The 19,029-nt window shown below is 32.5% G+C and carries 4 protein-coding genes and 2 pseudogenes; all 6 read left to right on the top strand.

Translation table 11 applies throughout. The annotated features are described in order from the left end of the window. Positions 1-20: 20 nt before the first annotated feature. Positions 21-489, top strand: a pseudogene (locus tag GIY03_RS00675) (GTPase); the annotation flags it as partial. 130 nt (positions 490-619) lie between these two features. Continuing rightward, positions 620-1,498 (top strand): annotated as a pseudogene (gene der / locus GIY03_RS00680) (ribosome biogenesis GTPase Der); the annotation flags it as partial. Between the two features lie 1,442 nt (positions 1,499-2,940). Beyond that, positions 2,941-4,404, top strand: coding sequence for an IMP dehydrogenase (gene guaB, locus GIY03_RS00685; RefSeq protein WP_457913801.1), 1,464 nt, complete (start codon positions 2,941-2,943; stop codon positions 4,402-4,404). 117 nt (positions 4,405-4,521) lie between these two features. Beyond that, positions 4,522-6,099 (top strand): glutamine-hydrolyzing GMP synthase, encoded by a 1,578-nt coding sequence (guaA, locus tag GIY03_RS00690; protein ID WP_457913802.1) that lies wholly within the window; start codon positions 4,522-4,524, stop codon positions 6,097-6,099. 5,177 nt (positions 6,100-11,276) lie between these two features. Next, on the top strand, positions 11,277-12,482 hold the full coding sequence (pncB, locus tag GIY03_RS00695) for a nicotinate phosphoribosyltransferase (RefSeq protein ID WP_457913803.1): 1,206 nt from the start codon (positions 11,277-11,279) through the stop codon (positions 12,480-12,482). Positions 12,483-16,288: 3,806 nt separating this feature from the next. Continuing rightward, positions 16,289-17,389 carry a porin gene (locus GIY03_RS00700; RefSeq protein WP_457913959.1) on the top strand — a complete coding sequence of 367 codons (1,101 nt, stop codon included), beginning with the start codon at positions 16,289-16,291 and terminating at the stop codon, positions 17,387-17,389. The last annotated feature ends 1,640 nt before the right edge of the window (positions 17,390-19,029 follow it).

The following is a 19,029-nucleotide window of genomic DNA, read 5'->3' on the forward strand; positions in this document are numbered from 1 at the left end:
TAAATTATGAGGCTTTTACAATGATACCTATCATCGCACTAGTCGGACGCTCTAATGTAGGAAAGTCAACCTTGTTTAATCGTCTGACACAGACGCGAGACGCGTTAGTGGCAAACTTTCCTGGGCTAACACGGGATCGTCAATATGCGCACGCTGAATTTGAGGGCAATGAATTTATTATTGTTGATACTGGCGGTATTGACGGACATCAAGATGGCGTTGAAAAATGCATCGTTGATCAGTCTTTTTTAGCAATTGCAGAAGCTAATATTGTACTGTTTATAGTTGATGCGCGTGCTGGGCTGATGCCAGCCGATCAAGAGATTGCTCAATATCTACGTAACTGCCAAAAGACGACCTTTGTAATTGCTAATAAGATTGATGGTTTAGCATCGAACGCAGCGACTGCTGATTTCTATGCGCTGGGTCTTTCTGAAGTATATGCGATTGCCGCTTCACGTGGCCGTGGTATAAAACAACTAATTAAACATATACTACTCCCTTCCTTGTTAAAAAAGGAAGGGAGTTTTTTGCAAAAAAAAATAACACTGCTTACTTGGTGAAGCATAATGATAAAAATCTTACGGGTGTAAAAGACATATTACAAAGTGACTGCAAATTACAGACACTACCAGTGAAGCTCGCTATTGTTGGGCGTCCCAATGTAGGTAAGTCTACACTGACGAATTGTATTATTGGCGAGGAACGTGTCGTAGTATACGATATACCAGGAACGACACGAGACAGTATTTATATACCTGTGATACATAATGAGCGAGAATACGTATTGATTGATACTGCGGGAGTGCGCAAGCGTGATAAAGTAATCAAAGTGGTAGAGAAGTTTTCAGTAATTAAAACATTACAGGCAATTGCAGATGCTAACGTAATACTCCTGGTTATCGATGCATATGAAGGAGTTTGTGATCAAGATCTTGCATTGCTTGGTTTTATTTTGAAAAGTGGTCGATCATTAGTCATAGTAGTTAATAGATGGGATACAATCATCGAAGCAAATCGTACACATGTTAAGGATCTGCTTGATCTGCGTCTAGGTTTTGTGAATTTTGCTCGTATACACTTTATTTCAGCGCTACATGGTAGCGGTGTTGATAAATTGTTTGAATCCGTATTAGAAGCTTACACTTGTTCAACACAGCGTATGAACACGTCTCTTCTGACTAGGATAATGAAGATGGCTGTTGATAGCCATCCACCACCATTGATACGACATAGACCGGTCAAACTCAAATATGCTCATCTCGGTGGACATAACCCACCGATTATAGTTATTCATGGTAATCAGGTAAGCAATCTATCCGATGCTTATAAACGTTATCTAAGCAACTACTTCCACCGCTCTTTACAAGTGATAGGAACGCCGCTTTGTATTCAGTGTAAAGAAGGATATAATCCGTTCGCTACAAAACGCAATCTACTAAGGCCAAATCAGTTATATAAGCGTAAACGTCTAATCAGACATATAAGGAAGAGTTAATAATCACTATAAACGACACAGTAACAATACTCACTTCTTTTCTATTAAAAAACTATAAAGATCAATTATTCGCGTTGATATTTTAAGTAAAACTTTATTTTGTGGATATTTGGTGGAAGCGGCACGCCTTATCTCATTAGCTATTAGCTAGTAAATAGTAAATGGTACCAACCATGAATGAAGGTTTATCAATTCTTTTATAGTAGCTAATAAGATATTGTATGTTATATTTGATGTACCCTGCAGTACAGCATCAAGATCATATGCACACTAATTACTACAACAGCTACAGGTTATACTAAGCGTTAACAATCGGGATAACTTCTGCTAAGCACTGGGAAATCTGTAACTTTATTGTTGTAAACAATCATCAATGACAGTAAATATATATACATGTGTTAATGTTTAGCTAAATAGTAATGTATCGTTACTTCCAAGCATTATGATTGTTTGTGCAACGAATGTACTACATTAAATTGATAAAGACTCATTAATTTAAATGATAATGAAAGAGATTACATTAGAAAACTAGCAATAAATACCACTATGGTATATCACTTTCATCATGGTCGACTGTACGGACTCTGAGACGCTAGTGAGCAACTATTATATATATTATTAAAGTTTTATAGATCTTCTCAGTGAATTGCTAACTTTTCTAATGATCCGAACATTATATTTTACGATGACTGTCATGAAGCTTAATAGCTTGAATAATCTACAAGAATGTATCGTAGCCTTTCGTTGCAATGCAGTAGGAATGATAATTAGCCATGAAGGGTAGTATCGTTTAGTATCTAAAAAATTATTATGTAATACCGCGCTTTAATTGGAGATGATGACTTAAATATATTTCAATAGGACTAAGTTATGCCTGTTGATTCTATAATTGCATTAATCTTGCATACTGAATAAGTAAACGCATAGCAGATAATCATGTTATTGTAATCAGCCGGAGTGTTGACGTTATGTATTAGATGACGACGAGTTTATAGTTATTATAAAATTTATATAATACCACCTTATCGGTACTAGAATTCGTTAGTGTTTGTATAACCCATAAGATATAAAGTGTTTTGCAATGAAAGTGCAAAACGTATGTGTGCAGGATTGTTTTTAAGATTACACGTGTATGGTTGTATTTTGTTTAGAACAAGTTAGAGATTCGCGAAAGATTCAAATTTTCTATTGCTATGTTTAATAGTTGTAACACTATTGCATGTTAGTATTTGACTATCAAGCGAATAGTAAAAAAATCGCAACGCTCCTGATATGTCAGCTACATACCATCTAAAAGTCAATGTTTAAGTCTCTGATGATACATACCTAAGAAGTAATAAATTCTTTTTCTAAAAAAAAGAACTAAGGGTAATTAATTATGCTCTGTATAATACTACTGCAATATTTTATCCTTTTATCACTACCTTGGTGAGATATTGCCCATGCTACGTATTATTAAAGAAGCGCTAACGTTTGACGACGTACTTCTCGTTCCTGCTTATTCTACAGTTTTGCCTAATAGCGCAGAACTTGGCACACAACTAACAAAAAATATTCACCTAAATATTCCGCTGTTATCTGCTGCTATGGATACAGTCACTGAATCTAACTTAGCTATTGCACTGGCACAAGAAGGTGGTTTGGGTTTTATTCATAAAAATATGCCTATTGATCGTCAAGCTGAAGAGGTTAGTCTCGTTAAGAAACATGAAAGCGGTATAGTGATTGATCCACAGACTGTCACCCAAACAACTACTTTACAAGAAATTAAAGCTTTGACCGCTAGTAATGGCTTCGCTGGCTATCCGGTTGTTAGTAAAGAGAATGAATTAGTAGGTATTATTACAGGGCGTGACGTGCGATTTGTTACGAATCTTCAACAGCTAGTTACTGCAGTAATGACCCCTAAAGGGCGTCTGGTTACGGTGAAAGAAGGTGAAGCGCACGAGAGTGTGCTAAAAAAAATGCACGAAAAACGCGTTGAAAAAGCATTAGTAGTAGATGATCACTATCACTTAGTAGGTATGATTACTGTTAAAGACTTTCAGAAAGCCGAGCGTAAGCCAAATGCCTGTAAAGACAGGCATGGCCGCTTACGCGTAGGTGCGGCGGTTAGTGCGAGTACTGATGACGATCAGCGTGTTGATGCACTGGTTACCGCAGGTATTGACGTACTGCTTATAGATTCATCGCATGGCCACTCTTATGATGTGTTGCAACGCATTCGAAAAACCCGGAAAAAATATCCTACATTACAGATTGTTGGTGGCAATATTGCTACAGCAGCTGGCGCCATGGCATTAGCTGACGCAGGTGTGAACGCAGTAAAAGTAGGTGTTGGCCCTGGTTCTATCTGTACGACACGTATTGTCACTGGTGTTGGTGTGCCACAAATTACAGCTATTTCTGATGCAGTTGATGCGTTAAGAGGTACTGGCATTCCCGTTATTGCAGATGGTGGTATCCGTTTTTCGGGGGATATTGCCAAAGCTATCGCTGCAGGAGCATCCTGTGTAATGGTTGGCTCTATGCTCGCAGGCACCGACGAATCACCAGGGGAGATCGAGTTATACCAGGGGCGTTCTTTTAAGTCCTATCGTGGCATGGGGTCTTTAGGTGCAATGTCTATAGGCTCTTCAGACCGTTATTTTCAAGCTCATAATACCACTAATAAATTAGTGCCAGAAGGAATTGAAGGTCGTGTAGCATACAAAGGTATGGTGAAAGCTATCGTGTATCAGCAGATGGGTGGGCTGCGTGCTTGCATGGGTCTAACTGGTTGCGCCACTATTGATGCATTACGTACCAAAGCAGAATTTGTACGTATCAGTAATGCTGGAATGCAGGAAAGCCATGTACATGATGTTACCATCACGAAAGAGCCCCCAAACTATCGTATGGGTTGATTTAGGATGTAACTTATTGATTTAATATTCAGGATATATTAGTGAGATAATAACTGTTCGATTAATTACGATTTAGATAATGTCAATTTCACTTTATTTTTTGGAACTTGCCGTATTATGAAAAAAAATATCCATCAGCATTGCATTCTTATTCTGGATTTTGGCTCACAATATAGTCAATTGATCGCACGTCGTATGCGAGAAATCGGCGTTTACTGTGAGTTATGGCCTTGGGATATAAGAGAAGAACAGATTTATGCATTCAATCCTAGTGGTATTATCCTCTCTGGTGGTCCGGAAAGCGCTACTAGAGACGATAGCCCACGTGCCCCTGAGTGCGTATTTACTGTTGGAGTGCCGGTATTAGGGGTATGTTATGGTATGCAAACGATGGCTATGCAATTAGGGGGTTGTGTTGAAGGATCTAGTGAACGTGAGTTTGGTTATGCACAAGTGGAAGTCGTTAATGAGTGCGCGTTATTAAGTGGTATACAAGATCTTCTGAATGCAATAGGAAAACCGTTATTAAATGTTTGGATGAGTCATGGCGATAAAGTCACCGCTATTCCATCTGACTTTGTAGTGATCGCTAGTACCTCAAGTTGCCCGTTTGCTATTATGGCGAATGAAGAAAAGCATTTCTACGGCGTACAATTTCATCCGGAAGTGACTCATACCTGCCAAGGAAAGCGTATGCTAGAACGTTTTGTCTTAGATATTTGCCAGTGTAAAGCTCTTTGGACTCCAGCGACTATAATTGAGGATGCGATTGAACGTATTCGCGAGCAGGTTGGTAAAGATTATGTGATGCTAGGGCTATCCGGAGGTGTTGACTCTTTTGTTACGGCAATACTGTTACATCGTGCTATTGGCAAACGTTTAATCTGTGTGTTTATCGATAATGGTTTGCTTCGATTGAATGAAGCTCATCAAGTATTAAAAATGTGCGGGGATCATTTTGGATTAAATATTGTCCATGTAAAAGCAGAAGATCGTTTTATGAGTGCGTTAGCGGGTGTAAAAGAACCAGAAACAAAACGCAAAATCATTGGTCGCATGTTCGTAGAAGTATTTAACGAAGAAGCCTACAGGCAACCTAATGTGAAATGGTTAGCGCAAGGTACTCTTTACCCAGATATTATTGAGTCTGCCGCTTCTGCTACCGGTAAAGCACATATGATAAAATCACATCACAACGTAGGTGGTTTACCAAAAAAGATGAAGCTAAATCTTATAGAACCGTTAAAAGAACTTTTTAAAGATGAAGTGCGTCAGATCGGCCTAGAACTAGCGCTACCGTATAACATCCTGTATCGTCATCCATTTCCTGGTCCTGGTCTAGGCGTACGCGTATTAGGTGAAGTAAAAAAAGAGTATTGTAATTTATTGCGTTGCGCAGATGCTATTTTTATTGAAGAGTTACGTAAGGCCGACCTATATAATAAAGTTAGCCAGGCATTTACTGTATTTCTGCCGGTACGTTCAGTAGGTGTAATGGGTGATGGTCGTAAATACGACTGGGTTGTTTCACTGCGTGCAGTAGAAACTGTGGATTTTATGACAGCGCATTGGGCACATTTGCCCTATGATGTGCTTGGCCGTATTTCTAGCCGCATTATCAATGAAGTAAATGGTATTTCGCGTGTAGTATATGATATTAGCGGAAAACCGCCAGCAACTATTGAATGGGAATAGCTTAATAACTAGTGATTTCTATTCATAGTTATTGAATAATCTTAACTATTTTGATTAATTAATAGTTTTAATGTTAACAAAAAGTATTAAATAAAAATATGCCACGTGAATTTTACGATAGAGTGGAGCGTATAACGCTGTGACTTATTGTGAATCCTATGAAATATACCATAGTTTTTAGAGTATTTCAGATATATACGTCATATGAAATTCTAGAAGTTTCAAAATATATCAATTGATTAATAAGCTAATTGACAAATAACTGTAAGAGCATTTTTATCTATTCTGCTGACTATATTTTAGCATCATAGCCGAATTTCATGGAATATAAAAAAATGCTGTTTTTATAAAAACAAGACATCGTTGTCGTTATCAGATACACGTTTTTTTATTAATAAAACCAGTAATTTTTATGTCTTTATGCGTGCTATATTTAATTTATTAATTACTAAGCATGTCTTGTATTTCCATGAATGGAAGTGCTTCTTATTTTTTTATTATTTAGGGTTCTATAAATGTTTTTATGCGTGTTATATTAATACGATGTATTAAAATAATTTTCTATAGTTAAGAATAATGAAGGTTTCGTGATTCATCGATAATGGGAGTGACAAGATAATCATCGTGTGATCTATTAAATTTTCTATCTTATCTTATTGGAATACAGAATGCTATTTATTAAATAGTTAATGAGTTTTTCTACTATATAGCACACGTCAATATTGATAGGAGATTATATTTATCAGTAGCCTGCTACTATTATTTAGATATTTGCAATATATTGATATATATAAGTTTTATACAGGAGAAGATCCTCAATATTATATTAAAATTTTAGTCCTTAGAACTTAGAGAATAGCTACTATACGATTAGATTTTCTTATGTGATAGTATTTATGCAAGAGAATCATATGTACTATCTATTACTTGATAGTGTACTTAACCTTTATAATTATATAATGAAATATATAATATTTTTAATTATTGTAAATGTCTATAAATTCTATGAATATTCAACATTCATTGTTGTTGATAAAATGTTGAAGTATTAGCTAATGTAGCGAGATATATCAATTTTCATTAAAATTATTACTCATTATAATTATACATATAGCCTAAAGAAATAAAAGAAAAATATTAGATATAGGTATAATATCTTTAAGAACGTATACACTCTGAAAGATAAGTTGGAATACATTTATACTAAGGTGTTTTATTGCTCTTTCATATGCTACGGTGAGTACTTCTATCCCATATCTTTTGATAATTAATGTGTATAGTTACAACTGTATTCATAATCAGTGTTGCTTCAATATTATACTACTTTACTAGACGTTCGTTAAGACGCCTTGTATTAAGAGAATGGATTCACTAAATAAGCGTAAAGTTTATAGGATATCTGTAATTCTTATCTCATTGACACAATACTCGATTAAGTTAGCGGATATTGATATTATAATTGTTTTATGAATATTTATGCGACCTCTATAGCTATAGAGATATGTTGTGATAAACTGTGTTAGATTTTATTTTTCTTATTTAATTTTTGAGATAAATGATTCTATTTTTCTATGCTGACATGCTAGACACCTAAACTATTTTATCATAAAGTATTTTTTTTTAACATATTTTAAGTAAGAAGACTTTTATATAGAATAAATACATATATTATCTGCAAGGATGTATTTATCTTTATTTATGCTAATGCTATCCTGAATCATTTTATTACAATAAATATTGTTAATATTTTTTCTAATAATGTCTATATCTTAAGCATTAAGATTCTGTGTTTAATCAAACTATATTATCTATAATATAGACAAACGTGCTGAATTATTTTCTAACTGTAGAGAGAGTAAAATAATACATATTTAATATAGTTAAAAGAATTACATCAGTATACATGAGCAATAACTATATTAATTTAGATGTATCTCTAATCTTAGAAAATTTTTAAGTGAGCGGCTAATATGGTTTACCAGTTTGCATAATATTAAGTGGCGGATAAAACTCAGTAAGGGTTTTTTGATCTGCTATCACTGTTGCAAAGTTAATAAATACATTTATTTAAATTTTTATTAGTATCATCCTTCTTTAATGATGAAGGAATGTAAGTCGTTCCATCTCACAGTGTAGTAGGCAGAATAATTAAATGCTTACGCTTCGTTCAAGTATCCTAAAAAGGATCCGATTTATACGATATGATATCTGTTAATCAATCATTATCTCTTTCAAAACAATACAGATAACTAATTCGACAGCACCCATACGCTTCCCGTTTAGATTCACAGACTATGCTCACGTTGAAATGAGTATTAATGCTGATGATGAATCACATAAGGGTAACGTAAAGATTTATTTATCTCTAGAAATTATACTACGGCTAACAAGTTAATTCAAAAGAAAAGGTGCTATTTTACATATCATAAAAAATCTGTTATGTATTACATACATGGCTGTTTTTTGATTACAGAACGGTGTATACATTTACATCCTATATAATTTTATATAGCAGATACTATTTGTGTATCTTGCGTCAAGTATTTGTACAGATGATTTGCATATGTTTTAGTTTTAATAACCCATCCATATGTTCGCTATACAACAACCACGATTATTGTTAAAGTTACTATCAAGTTGATGCTATGATTATGAATTATATATGAGTGCTCGTTAGTTAGACCGAGATGCTAATTTGCGTACGTCAAACAAACTAAACGGATATTGTATAAAGATTTATATGGAAATCGTAGCTTGCTTAATAAGGTAGTGTCTATTTTATATTAGCATCATATGATGTTATGCATGTATTAAACAGCTTCTTGGTTTATATAGTGAACAATTATACTGAGTACTACGTACTATTATATTAGTAGTGATGAATAGTGCGCCGATTTTGTGTGATGTAGTAAAATATAATCTATGGCATTCACATCGAATTGAGTGGTATAGTTGGCAATAGAACACACAATGCATTAATGATATGTAGAAGTAATATTGATCATTATTAATGATACCTAAGTTATATTAAACATAATATAAGTGATTAACTGGCTGTACATAGTACGATAATGAGATATTTTACGATACTACTATCGTATAAAATAAATTCATTATTGAGAGTTATATAGATAATTACATGTTATAAACATGAAAATCATACAACAGCAAAACTATGGATATAGCGGTATAACGTGAACATTGAAGATCTACTACTCTACATCAACTAAAATTGAGTATATTACTGGTCGACAATGACTCCTTTTAATATAAATGCTACCGTTGTTGCAATAAATTTTGATATTAGTAAGAGTTTAAAACTCCTTGGCAGTTTATTTTCCCCAGTACGACATGTAATATATGAAAAACTATAACGTCTTTTTAGTATGTGATCTAAATTTAAAGGTAATCATCTTTGATGATTATACTTAGAAAAAATGCGCAAGGGTGATATGCACTACATCGATATAAACTGTGTACTACATGTTGCACATGTAGTACACATATTTTTAGCAGTGCATAAGTGTTTATTATAATCATACTACTAGTCGCAAGGATTCCGTTGATTTTTTTAATTTTTCAAGAGATCATTTATAAAAAATTATATAGTTTCGGGCTTAGCGATAGAAATAGTTGTAGTGAATCACTTCTTGTATACTTGAGCACTATTATTCAAAATATTTATTTTCCCGAAAAATATTGATGGCGTAAACTTTTAGGCTTGTACGGTTAATACCGTTATATGGTGAGTGTACTGCTATGATTATGTAAATATTAAAATTATATTTTAGATACAACAAGTTTGTTCCACTATGTTTTATATGTAAATAAAGTTGCGGCCAGTCAACACTATTCAGATTTTATGGTTAAATAGTTGCAATGCGACTAAAAATGTGGGGTATGTAGTGTAGTGATCACGTATTGCTTTGTAATTACTGTAACAATTCTCGTAAGTAGATATCAAGAGTTTAGCAAAGAATCTTATTCTTTTATCTAGTAAAGCTGTTTCTAATTTATTTTGATTTGTGTAGTTTTTTGATAACTGGGATAAACAAGATTTTTTATTATCCAGAACGCAAATGGTAAGGTAAAATATTTAATGCGTCTGGACGAATAAGATAACACGTAACAGAAAAAGAATTTTATGTGCTGGATTAAGTGCATTACGTTTAAATAAAGTATTAGAATGTTTCTAACATGCTATTTCTACAGAAAATGTTATTAATGAATGTCAGAGCTACATTAGCTGTTAAACTCTTGACAACCCAGTCTCTTAGAAAGACAGGTGTCTAGGATGAATCGTTAATTTGTATATCAATTAGCGTTAGATATTCATAAGTAAGCATCAGAACGATCTTTAATGTCTCTCTAGTATTTTATATTTTTAATATTAGAAGCACAGCATGTCCGTTTAAGTGTTATATCTCAATTAATGTTCCCAATGATACAAGTTAGCGTTTGTTATATCATAAATTTTGTGATATCTTAGTCCGTAGTAAATGTACAGTATTTGCACTTGAGTGAGCTGCAGATGCATCAGTAATATGTACCTAATTTGTTAGATACTGAAGACACTATTCTACAGTGTAGAACAGTTCTCAATTATTTTATGAATCCAGAAATACTGTTAATTATGTCACTTCTTCGTTTTTTCTAAGTATACAAATATATTTATAGTATTTTAGGTGTGTTAGTTATCTGGTAATTATCAAGAATATCGTTATAGAATAATAAATACATTGGGAATTTGTGTGCAGAATACTTTCCCGCTTCTGGATTAACTTTTAAGAAGCGGCATGTTATGTAAGCGAATTTAAAGGTAGTTTGGATTGCAGATGATATTTAAAACCAACAAGAAAAATATTCATCTAATATATGAATATTTAGACTTATAGTGTTTTGTTGATAACTATGGTATATTATTAATAATATACGATGAGTAGACATCTGATATAGCTGCTTGATTTTCAATTTGTATCTAAAGAGTACTGATATGCATAAATTATTGAGGAGTGCATCTGTTTAAACCGGGATTCCATAATATATGCTTTTTAGAGTAGATCTAAAATCTTTCTCATTTGACGCTTGTATAAGGATTTTACAAAAAATCGTCAACTAATTAGCAGAGTCATTCATCAGCTATAACCTCGCCTTTAACGAGGATGCGATAAATCGCCATGACCCGATATTCTGCACCTATTTTAACATCGATGCTCGACACTGATGCATATAAGTTTTATATGCAGCAAGCTGTATTCCATCGCTATCCAACAATTAGTGTTGTAGCAGAATTCTGTTGCCGTGGAGATGATTTTTTAGGTGAGTATGCTGCTGAAATTCGTGCGCAAGTTGCACTTATGAGTCAATTAACACTGACTGATGCAGAATTTTCTTACCTCTCAGTACTTCCTTTTTTTAGTCAAGATTACCTGCACTGGCTGCGTGATTTTCACTACTATCCGCAACAGGTAATTATTAAAAACTGTAATGGAAAATTACACCTGCGTATTTCTGGATTATGGCGCGAAGTGATTATGTGGGAAGTACCACTGCTAGCAGTAATAAGCGAAGTAGTACATCGCCATCGATCGCCAGAAGTTACTTCAGAAATAGCTGTTACTCATCTTCGCAATAAATTGTCGCAGTTTAAAGTTCTTGCTAGCGATACAGATATCTCATATTTTAAACTAGTAGATTTTGGAACGCGGCGTCGTTTTTCGCAAAGTGTGCAGAAAGAAATTATTCGTACCATGAAAGCGGAGTTTCCTTATTTAGTTGGTACAAGTAATTATAATCTTGCGTATCAGTACAATTTGGTACCGGTTGGTACTCAGGCGCATGAGTGGTTTCAGGCTCATCAACAGATAAGTCCAATTTTAGCGCATAGCCAGCGTGTCGCATTACAGGTGTGGCTCGATGAATATCCGGATCAGCTTGGTATAGCATTAACTGACTGTATTACTATGGATGCTTTTCTTCGCGATTTTGATCAGAAATTTGCACAATGCTACCAGGGTTTACGTCATGATTCGGGTGATCCGTTCGCATGGGGTACGAAGGCTATTACTCATTACCAGACACTTGGTATTGATCCAATGAGTAAGATATTAGTATTCTCGGATAACCTAGCATTGGAAACAGCACTGGCGCTATATCGTTACTTTCACCAACGCATCTCCTTAGTATTTGGTATAGGTACTCGCTTAACTTGCGATATTCCCAGTGTTAAACCGCTAAATATTGTGATTAAATTAGCAGAATGTAAAGGAAAACCAGTGGCTAAACTTTCTGATAGTCCAGGGAAAACTATCTGTCAGAATCAAGAATTCATTAAAGCGTTACGTAAAGCATTTAATTTTACTACAGGTAAGAAATCACGATAATGCTTGTATTACCTAATAGATACTAGTGGTCATTGAAGATTTGTTATCTTACATAATTAAAAAAAATTAAATGAATGTTTCAGAAGTAAATAACGCGACCTCTTTAATTATGGAGGGATGAGATCGGAGAGATTATAAACACAAAAATATTATTCCTCTACCTTCTCATCTATAGTCGAGCTAGTATGACTTTTTTCTTCTATAAGACTTTTTATATCTATATATTAGTAAGTATTTACCTAATAAATAATCTATTATCACAGGGAAAAATTTTAATAGTTATATAACCACAACACAGAATGAAGTATTTGCGGCATATATTAGAAATGATTTGTTGTGAATTACGCATATGGTTATTAAATGTAACGATGCATTCTAGATATTTTTATACATAATACTGTGTCTAATTTTCTAGATAAAACCGAAAAGAATGTTAGCTATAGAAATACCTAGTCTACTGAACAAAATATAGAAAACCGCTATATATACTATAGAAATCTACGAATATTTTTCATAGGAAAAAGGCAGAAGCAATATTATTGTGTTCGCTGAACAAATGTATAGCATATAGTAAATTCGATGTATATAGACGAGTAGCTATCAGGGAAAAGGAATCTAAGAACTCAGTCGGGATTTTTCTTTATTCAATATTATTTATTACGCATATACTATGTATAAACAATATAAGAGTATGATAAACTGTAAGTATTACATGATGAACACCGACAAAGTCGCTTATTTTATCACAAAATTACGAGCAGTTACTGAACAACATAAAAGATGGATATGATAGAGCGGCTTACTAACATATAGAATACGTGCAAGATGATGTGATTGTAATAAATATTGAGAATAATCCTCTACTTTTAGACTGTATATGAAGCAGATCAGACCATATCAGGTAATGAGTGACAAGGTGCAAAATAAGTGTTATCTCAAGACATACAGGCGATCCTTAACGAATATTATCTTGCAAGATTAATGCTGGTTTCTAAAATTAAATCATATAATTTTAAGTGAATTCAGTACATACTTGCTGATGTCGAGGAAGGAATTTGATTATTTATGTTTTTCAGACCTTTAGCGCAATATTCAAGTGCATTTTACAGTGTTTGAGCATCTTACTTTGTCATACAGTAAGTTAGGCAAAAAATTCTAATGTTTAGAGTGAAAAAATGCTTTTGTAACATAAAAAAAGTAATATGTTAGTCTCGGTTTTTAGGTTTATGTATGTATCGCGATATTATAGTAAATAACGGAATTATCATAGGAAGACAGGTATATATTATAGTTTATAAAGATTGATTCTATTCTAGAAGCCTATGATAGCTCTTTTATGGTCTATTATAACCTGATAGTAAATTATGTGCTGCTACCTTAACAAGATATGATTTCGTGTGTTTCCATTAGTTGGAAGAATTTTATTTATTACTAAAGTTGTCGTATCGTCAAGTATAGATTATCGTGATACTTTGTCGCACATCACTATGAATACCATAACTTATATATGTAATGTTATATACTTACTATATAGCAGATGGGTATTAAAATATGTAATATTTTTTTAGTATAGACGCTAAGATGCTGCACATCTGATGCGTACCGAGTATTTATTTATTATACACTAGGCATGTGTCGTATTACCTTGCTACTACAAGTATAGGTTTTGTAGATATTAAGCTCGTTCATCACTGTTTCTAACACGAAAAGTTTTTGGCGCAATTCTCTTTTATTTATTATGGAGATAAAAATTTTCTGTTATCTAAGCTATGTATTATTAAATTTCTCGTAGATTTTTAGTAAGCAATTTTCCTGCTCAAATCTAGTTTATTCATTAACCCAGATTATATTTACAAGGGGTTAAAATCTAAGTTTTTAAAACTAACTTTTATTTTGATAGATTTTATATATTCATGCGCTCATAGAGCATACATAATGAAGCGCACAGTTTTTTGTGTTAGGAAATATAGCGGTTTATTAGAGAGGTTTCTCTATCATATTATACATTTTATTCCATATTCAATGAGAATATAAATATGATGATGCACGTATTACATAAGTGGATTAAATAATATTAATTACATTTAAATCTTTATTTTTTAATATTATTTAGATGCACTACTTTAAAATGATAAAATCTTTTGGTTAAATTTTCAAGCAAATGTATCTTAAAAGTAACTAGTTTTTTTAAAATCAATTTTATTATATTAGCACAGTATTGCGGGGTTACGATTGCAACAGTGATGTGAGATAAAGTACATTATAGCCTCTGATATATGTATCATAATAAGACTGCTGATGGTGCTAAATTATTTGTACTAAACATTTATAAGGTTATGGGTAGAACATGCTGATATATTTAGGGTGCAATTTGGTAAATGTCTAGCTGCATCCAGAATAGTACTTCGATGATTATGATCTATGTTACTACAACAGCAAAGTCAAAAGTTAGCGTTGGTTGAAGTGTGTAATATTTTAATTTCCTACGTTATAAATATTAAAGCTTTGAGTAATCAGATCCTATGTCTACGCACATAATAAATTCTTAACGCATGAAATTTTAGTGAATTTAAGTATTAAACCGCTAGAATATAGCAAGTTTCTAGCAACGTGCATCAGTTGATAAGTAGTTTAAGCAGAGCAATGAGTATGCATATCATTTTAAATACACAAGCATATATGGTTTAATAACTGAAAGTTATATGCCTTAGTATCTACAAGTCATGATGTATCTATGAGTTAATTTCATGAAATACTCTTTATATTTTTTTAGAAAACAGTAGGTTTTCTATGGTAGTACTTTTAGTATAGTACTATAGAAGTTGCCATTTACATTCGTTATTATTAGATAATTCCCTGTAATTGCGATAAAATTAATAATTTAAACAGCATTAAGTCCATAATTATTGTTGCTTATCATGTTGTTATATTATTTAGATGAAATGCACTTATAATAAATAATATTTAGTGACGCATGCCGGATTACTACTAATATCTTCACCCCACTGTTCCTGTTATCAATGTGTGTAGATGCTCATAACATATGTTATGCTTAATACTGCATTTTACTAGTCGACTTATGGACTTTGTTTAACTAACGCTATCTCAGTATTATCTGGTAAGTGGTACATAATATTGTTTATGAAAATACCCATAGAATTCATTGTTAAAGTTAATGGTTATATGCGTGGTTAAAAAGATTATTTTTAGATACGTTAGTAGGTATTACTAGTTGCAATTAACTCAATATAACTATTGAGTCTTTTTTGCTGTTTAGATTTCCATCATTATGGTAAGGGTGTGTTAATATACGGCGCTTATATAAAGCAATAAAGTTTCAGACAATATGTCAGATCTTCATCTGACTAGACTAAAAAGATAACTTGTATCGCTTAAAATTCTTCCTGTCCTCGTAACTATAATGGAGGCGTGTGAATTGTATTATTCGTTAAGCAGTAAATTAAGTTGTATGATTTTGACATAGTGCTTACTCATACAATGAGTATCTTTAAATTATTATTAGCACAGTTAAAATGTTTTAATATATTTTCAGCAAGCGACTATCAAGATAGTATATTGTATTTATGATGCTGACTATTTGATAAGATAGTCACTTGCATAGTTATAGAACAAATATTCTAATTAAAAAATAATTCTAGCTTTAATAAAAACAATTTTATAGATTAATGTTTCAATAAATAGAATATTGTGTTTACATAGTGTCACATACACTTGCTAAGAGCAGCTCACAAGTATTGTTGATAAAAGTAGCATAAGTGTGAAAAGAACACCAATAAGGGTAACGAATAATGAAGCATAGTATTTTTGCAGTGATAATTCTAGCTCTATTAGCTCCTGTTGCAGTAAATGCATTAGAAATTTATCACAAAGATAACAATAAAGTGAACATTTACGGAAAAATTGATGGTCTACATTACCTGTCTAAAGACAAAAGTGAGCGTAGCGATACATCCTATGCTTTCTTAGGCTTCAAAGGTGAAGCTCAGATTACTGACCGCGTCATCGGTTATGGTCAGTGGGTATATGGTGCGCAATTAAACCATCATTTCTTTAAAGGTTCCGAAGGTAGCAAAATGCGTCTAGGTTTTGCTGGTCTAAAGTTTACTGACTACAGTTCATTTGATTATGGATATAACTACGGTGTATTGCATGATGTAGAAAGTTGGACAGATGTACCAGTAACGTTTAGTAGCAATACTTACTCTTTTACTAACAACTGTATGAGTAACGTTACTAATGATGTTGCCACGTATCGTAATAATAATTTTTTTGGCTTAGTGCAAGGTATGGACTTTGTTTTACAATATCAAGGTAAAAACAGCGGGAGTACACGTTATAGTAAAGAAAAAAATGGTGAAGTCTGGGGTATTTCTTCTATTTATGATATAGGTGAAGGTGTAAGTCTTGGTGCTGCCTACGCCTCTTCTGATCGCCGCGGAGTTGCAGAACCCTCTAAGAAAGGGTTTTTTAAAAAGATTAATGCTTGGACTGTCGGAACAAAATACAATGCAGATAATATTTATCTAGCAGCAATGTATGTAGAAACACACAACATAACGCCATTTGTCGGAAATAGTTACCTTAACGGAGATAATACTAGTAAAACTCATAACTTTGCAGTGACAGCAAAATACCAATTTGACTTTGGTTTGCGTCCAGCAGTTTCTTACTTACAATCTAAGAATAAGAGCCTACATACTATAAGTGTAGGGAATCACCAAAATATAATTAAAAATATATCTGTTGGTAGCACTTATAAATTTAATAAAAATATATCCACTTATATTAACTATAATATAAATCTTTTAAACAAAAGCATATTCACTAAAGCAACTGGTACTGCGACAGATAATATTTTTGCTGTGGGTATGGTGTATCAGTTCTAAGCTATTACGCTTAACACTAGTTAAGCGTTTCAGTCAACTTTCCTTAAAGATACCAAAATAAAATTTGATTATCTTAGTCTATTTCATTATTCTGGACAATCTATTACATCTTGTAATGTTTAGTATATAGTGTTGCCACAATTAACTTCATATCAATGACATCTAAAATATTTATTTAGAATAAACCGCTTAGTGATTTTTGTAAGCAAGTATAGCTAATGTCTATAGATCTTTCAGTATGATAAATATTACATATGTTTGATGTATATAATTTAGGTTGCTGCAATATAGTTACACGTTTCCGAAAGATACGACACAAAAAACTTTAATCGCATTTTTTACGGTATTTATACAAGATAGACTAAGTATGTTTTCTTAAAATATCTATGCTATTTAAAGAGTGAAGTAGTAGTAGTGTTTAATTAATACTAACCGCTTTATCTTAGTGATGATGATAAAAATGATTAGCTTTTTCTTTAGCTATGTACATTAGTGACTTTAAAAAAACACTTTAGATCTGTATGTTTGATTAAATTGTATTATTATTTTGATAATTTATTAATTAACTCTGATCACATAAGATAATTTTATGCTAGGTTTAATCAAGTTTTGTAAAATAAAACGGATTATTTCTTTCCTGAATACTTTAGTACGTTCAAATAGAGTAAACTCTTACTTCTTCTATGTGCATATGTAAAGCTTGTTATTTCGCGTAGACATAACTGGTCAGCAATGATAGTGACTACTGATATTTATTAGGCTTCAGTTATCATGTGTTGATCACCGTCCAAGATTTTGCCTGCCAGACATTTATTTATATACTAATTTTCCTCGTACCAAGTAAACATGAGCAACAAATAAGATTGGTGAATGTTCTGTTTTCTATTGTAATTTTTATTATCCTCGATCAATGTATGTGATATTGCATAGTATATGCATGCGCCATGCTGCATACGACATTTTATATAAAAATTTTATTTTAATCAGTTAATTAAACGCATAAAGTCTTAGAGACTTGTTAGTGTTCATGAATGTATTATCTAATAACTTATGTAGTAAATAGCAGATTATCTGACATATAATGAATTTTTCGATCTACACAAGGATCATGGAATATAGCGTCTATTTTTTTGTTTTAGGTATTAGTATGCTCTTATGGAATGATTTTAATTTATAACATATAAACCTTCTATGAAAAAATTTGAGTTATTATGTTGGTATTATATTTGTAGAAGTCAGAAACATTTCTGGTATACAGTTGTGCTATTGTTTACAGAAGTGCTTGTAATGATAAAATTGCAGTGCTTCTTTGCTTCAGATAATCATTAAAACTTTGTATGTTCATGCTTTAAGGCTTATTTATAAAAATTTAGTATTTTGATAATGAAGGACATATTGAAAATATTTAAAAATATCAGAAAGTATCTACGTAGCGGAAAAGTAGTTAGGGTGCAGCATATCTACATTTTTACCTTTAAATGCACTCAGTATCATTGATTCTTACAGTGCATAGAAGCTTTATTTATTTTTTTATCATAGAGTGTATTGATGTGCTGGTATTTTTACATTAGCCATCTGAAAAGGTTTTTAGGAAAAACTTAAAAAAGATATACAGTACCCAAGTTGGTATTTAATACTTG

Source organism: Candidatus Gillettellia adelgis, from assembly GCA_020541285.1.
GTDB lineage: Bacteria > Pseudomonadota > Gammaproteobacteria > Enterobacterales > Enterobacteriaceae > Gillettellia > Gillettellia adelgis.

Coding starts and splice junctions, on each gene's coding strand:
- pncB (WP_457913803.1), top strand. CDS start 11,277: ATGACCCGATATTCTGCACCTATTTTAACATCGATGCTCGACACTGAT.
- guaA (WP_457913802.1), top strand. CDS start 4,522: ATGAAAAAAAATATCCATCAGCATTGCATTCTTATTCTGGATTTTGGC.
- guaB (WP_457913801.1), top strand. CDS start 2,941: ATGCTACGTATTATTAAAGAAGCGCTAACGTTTGACGACGTACTTCTC.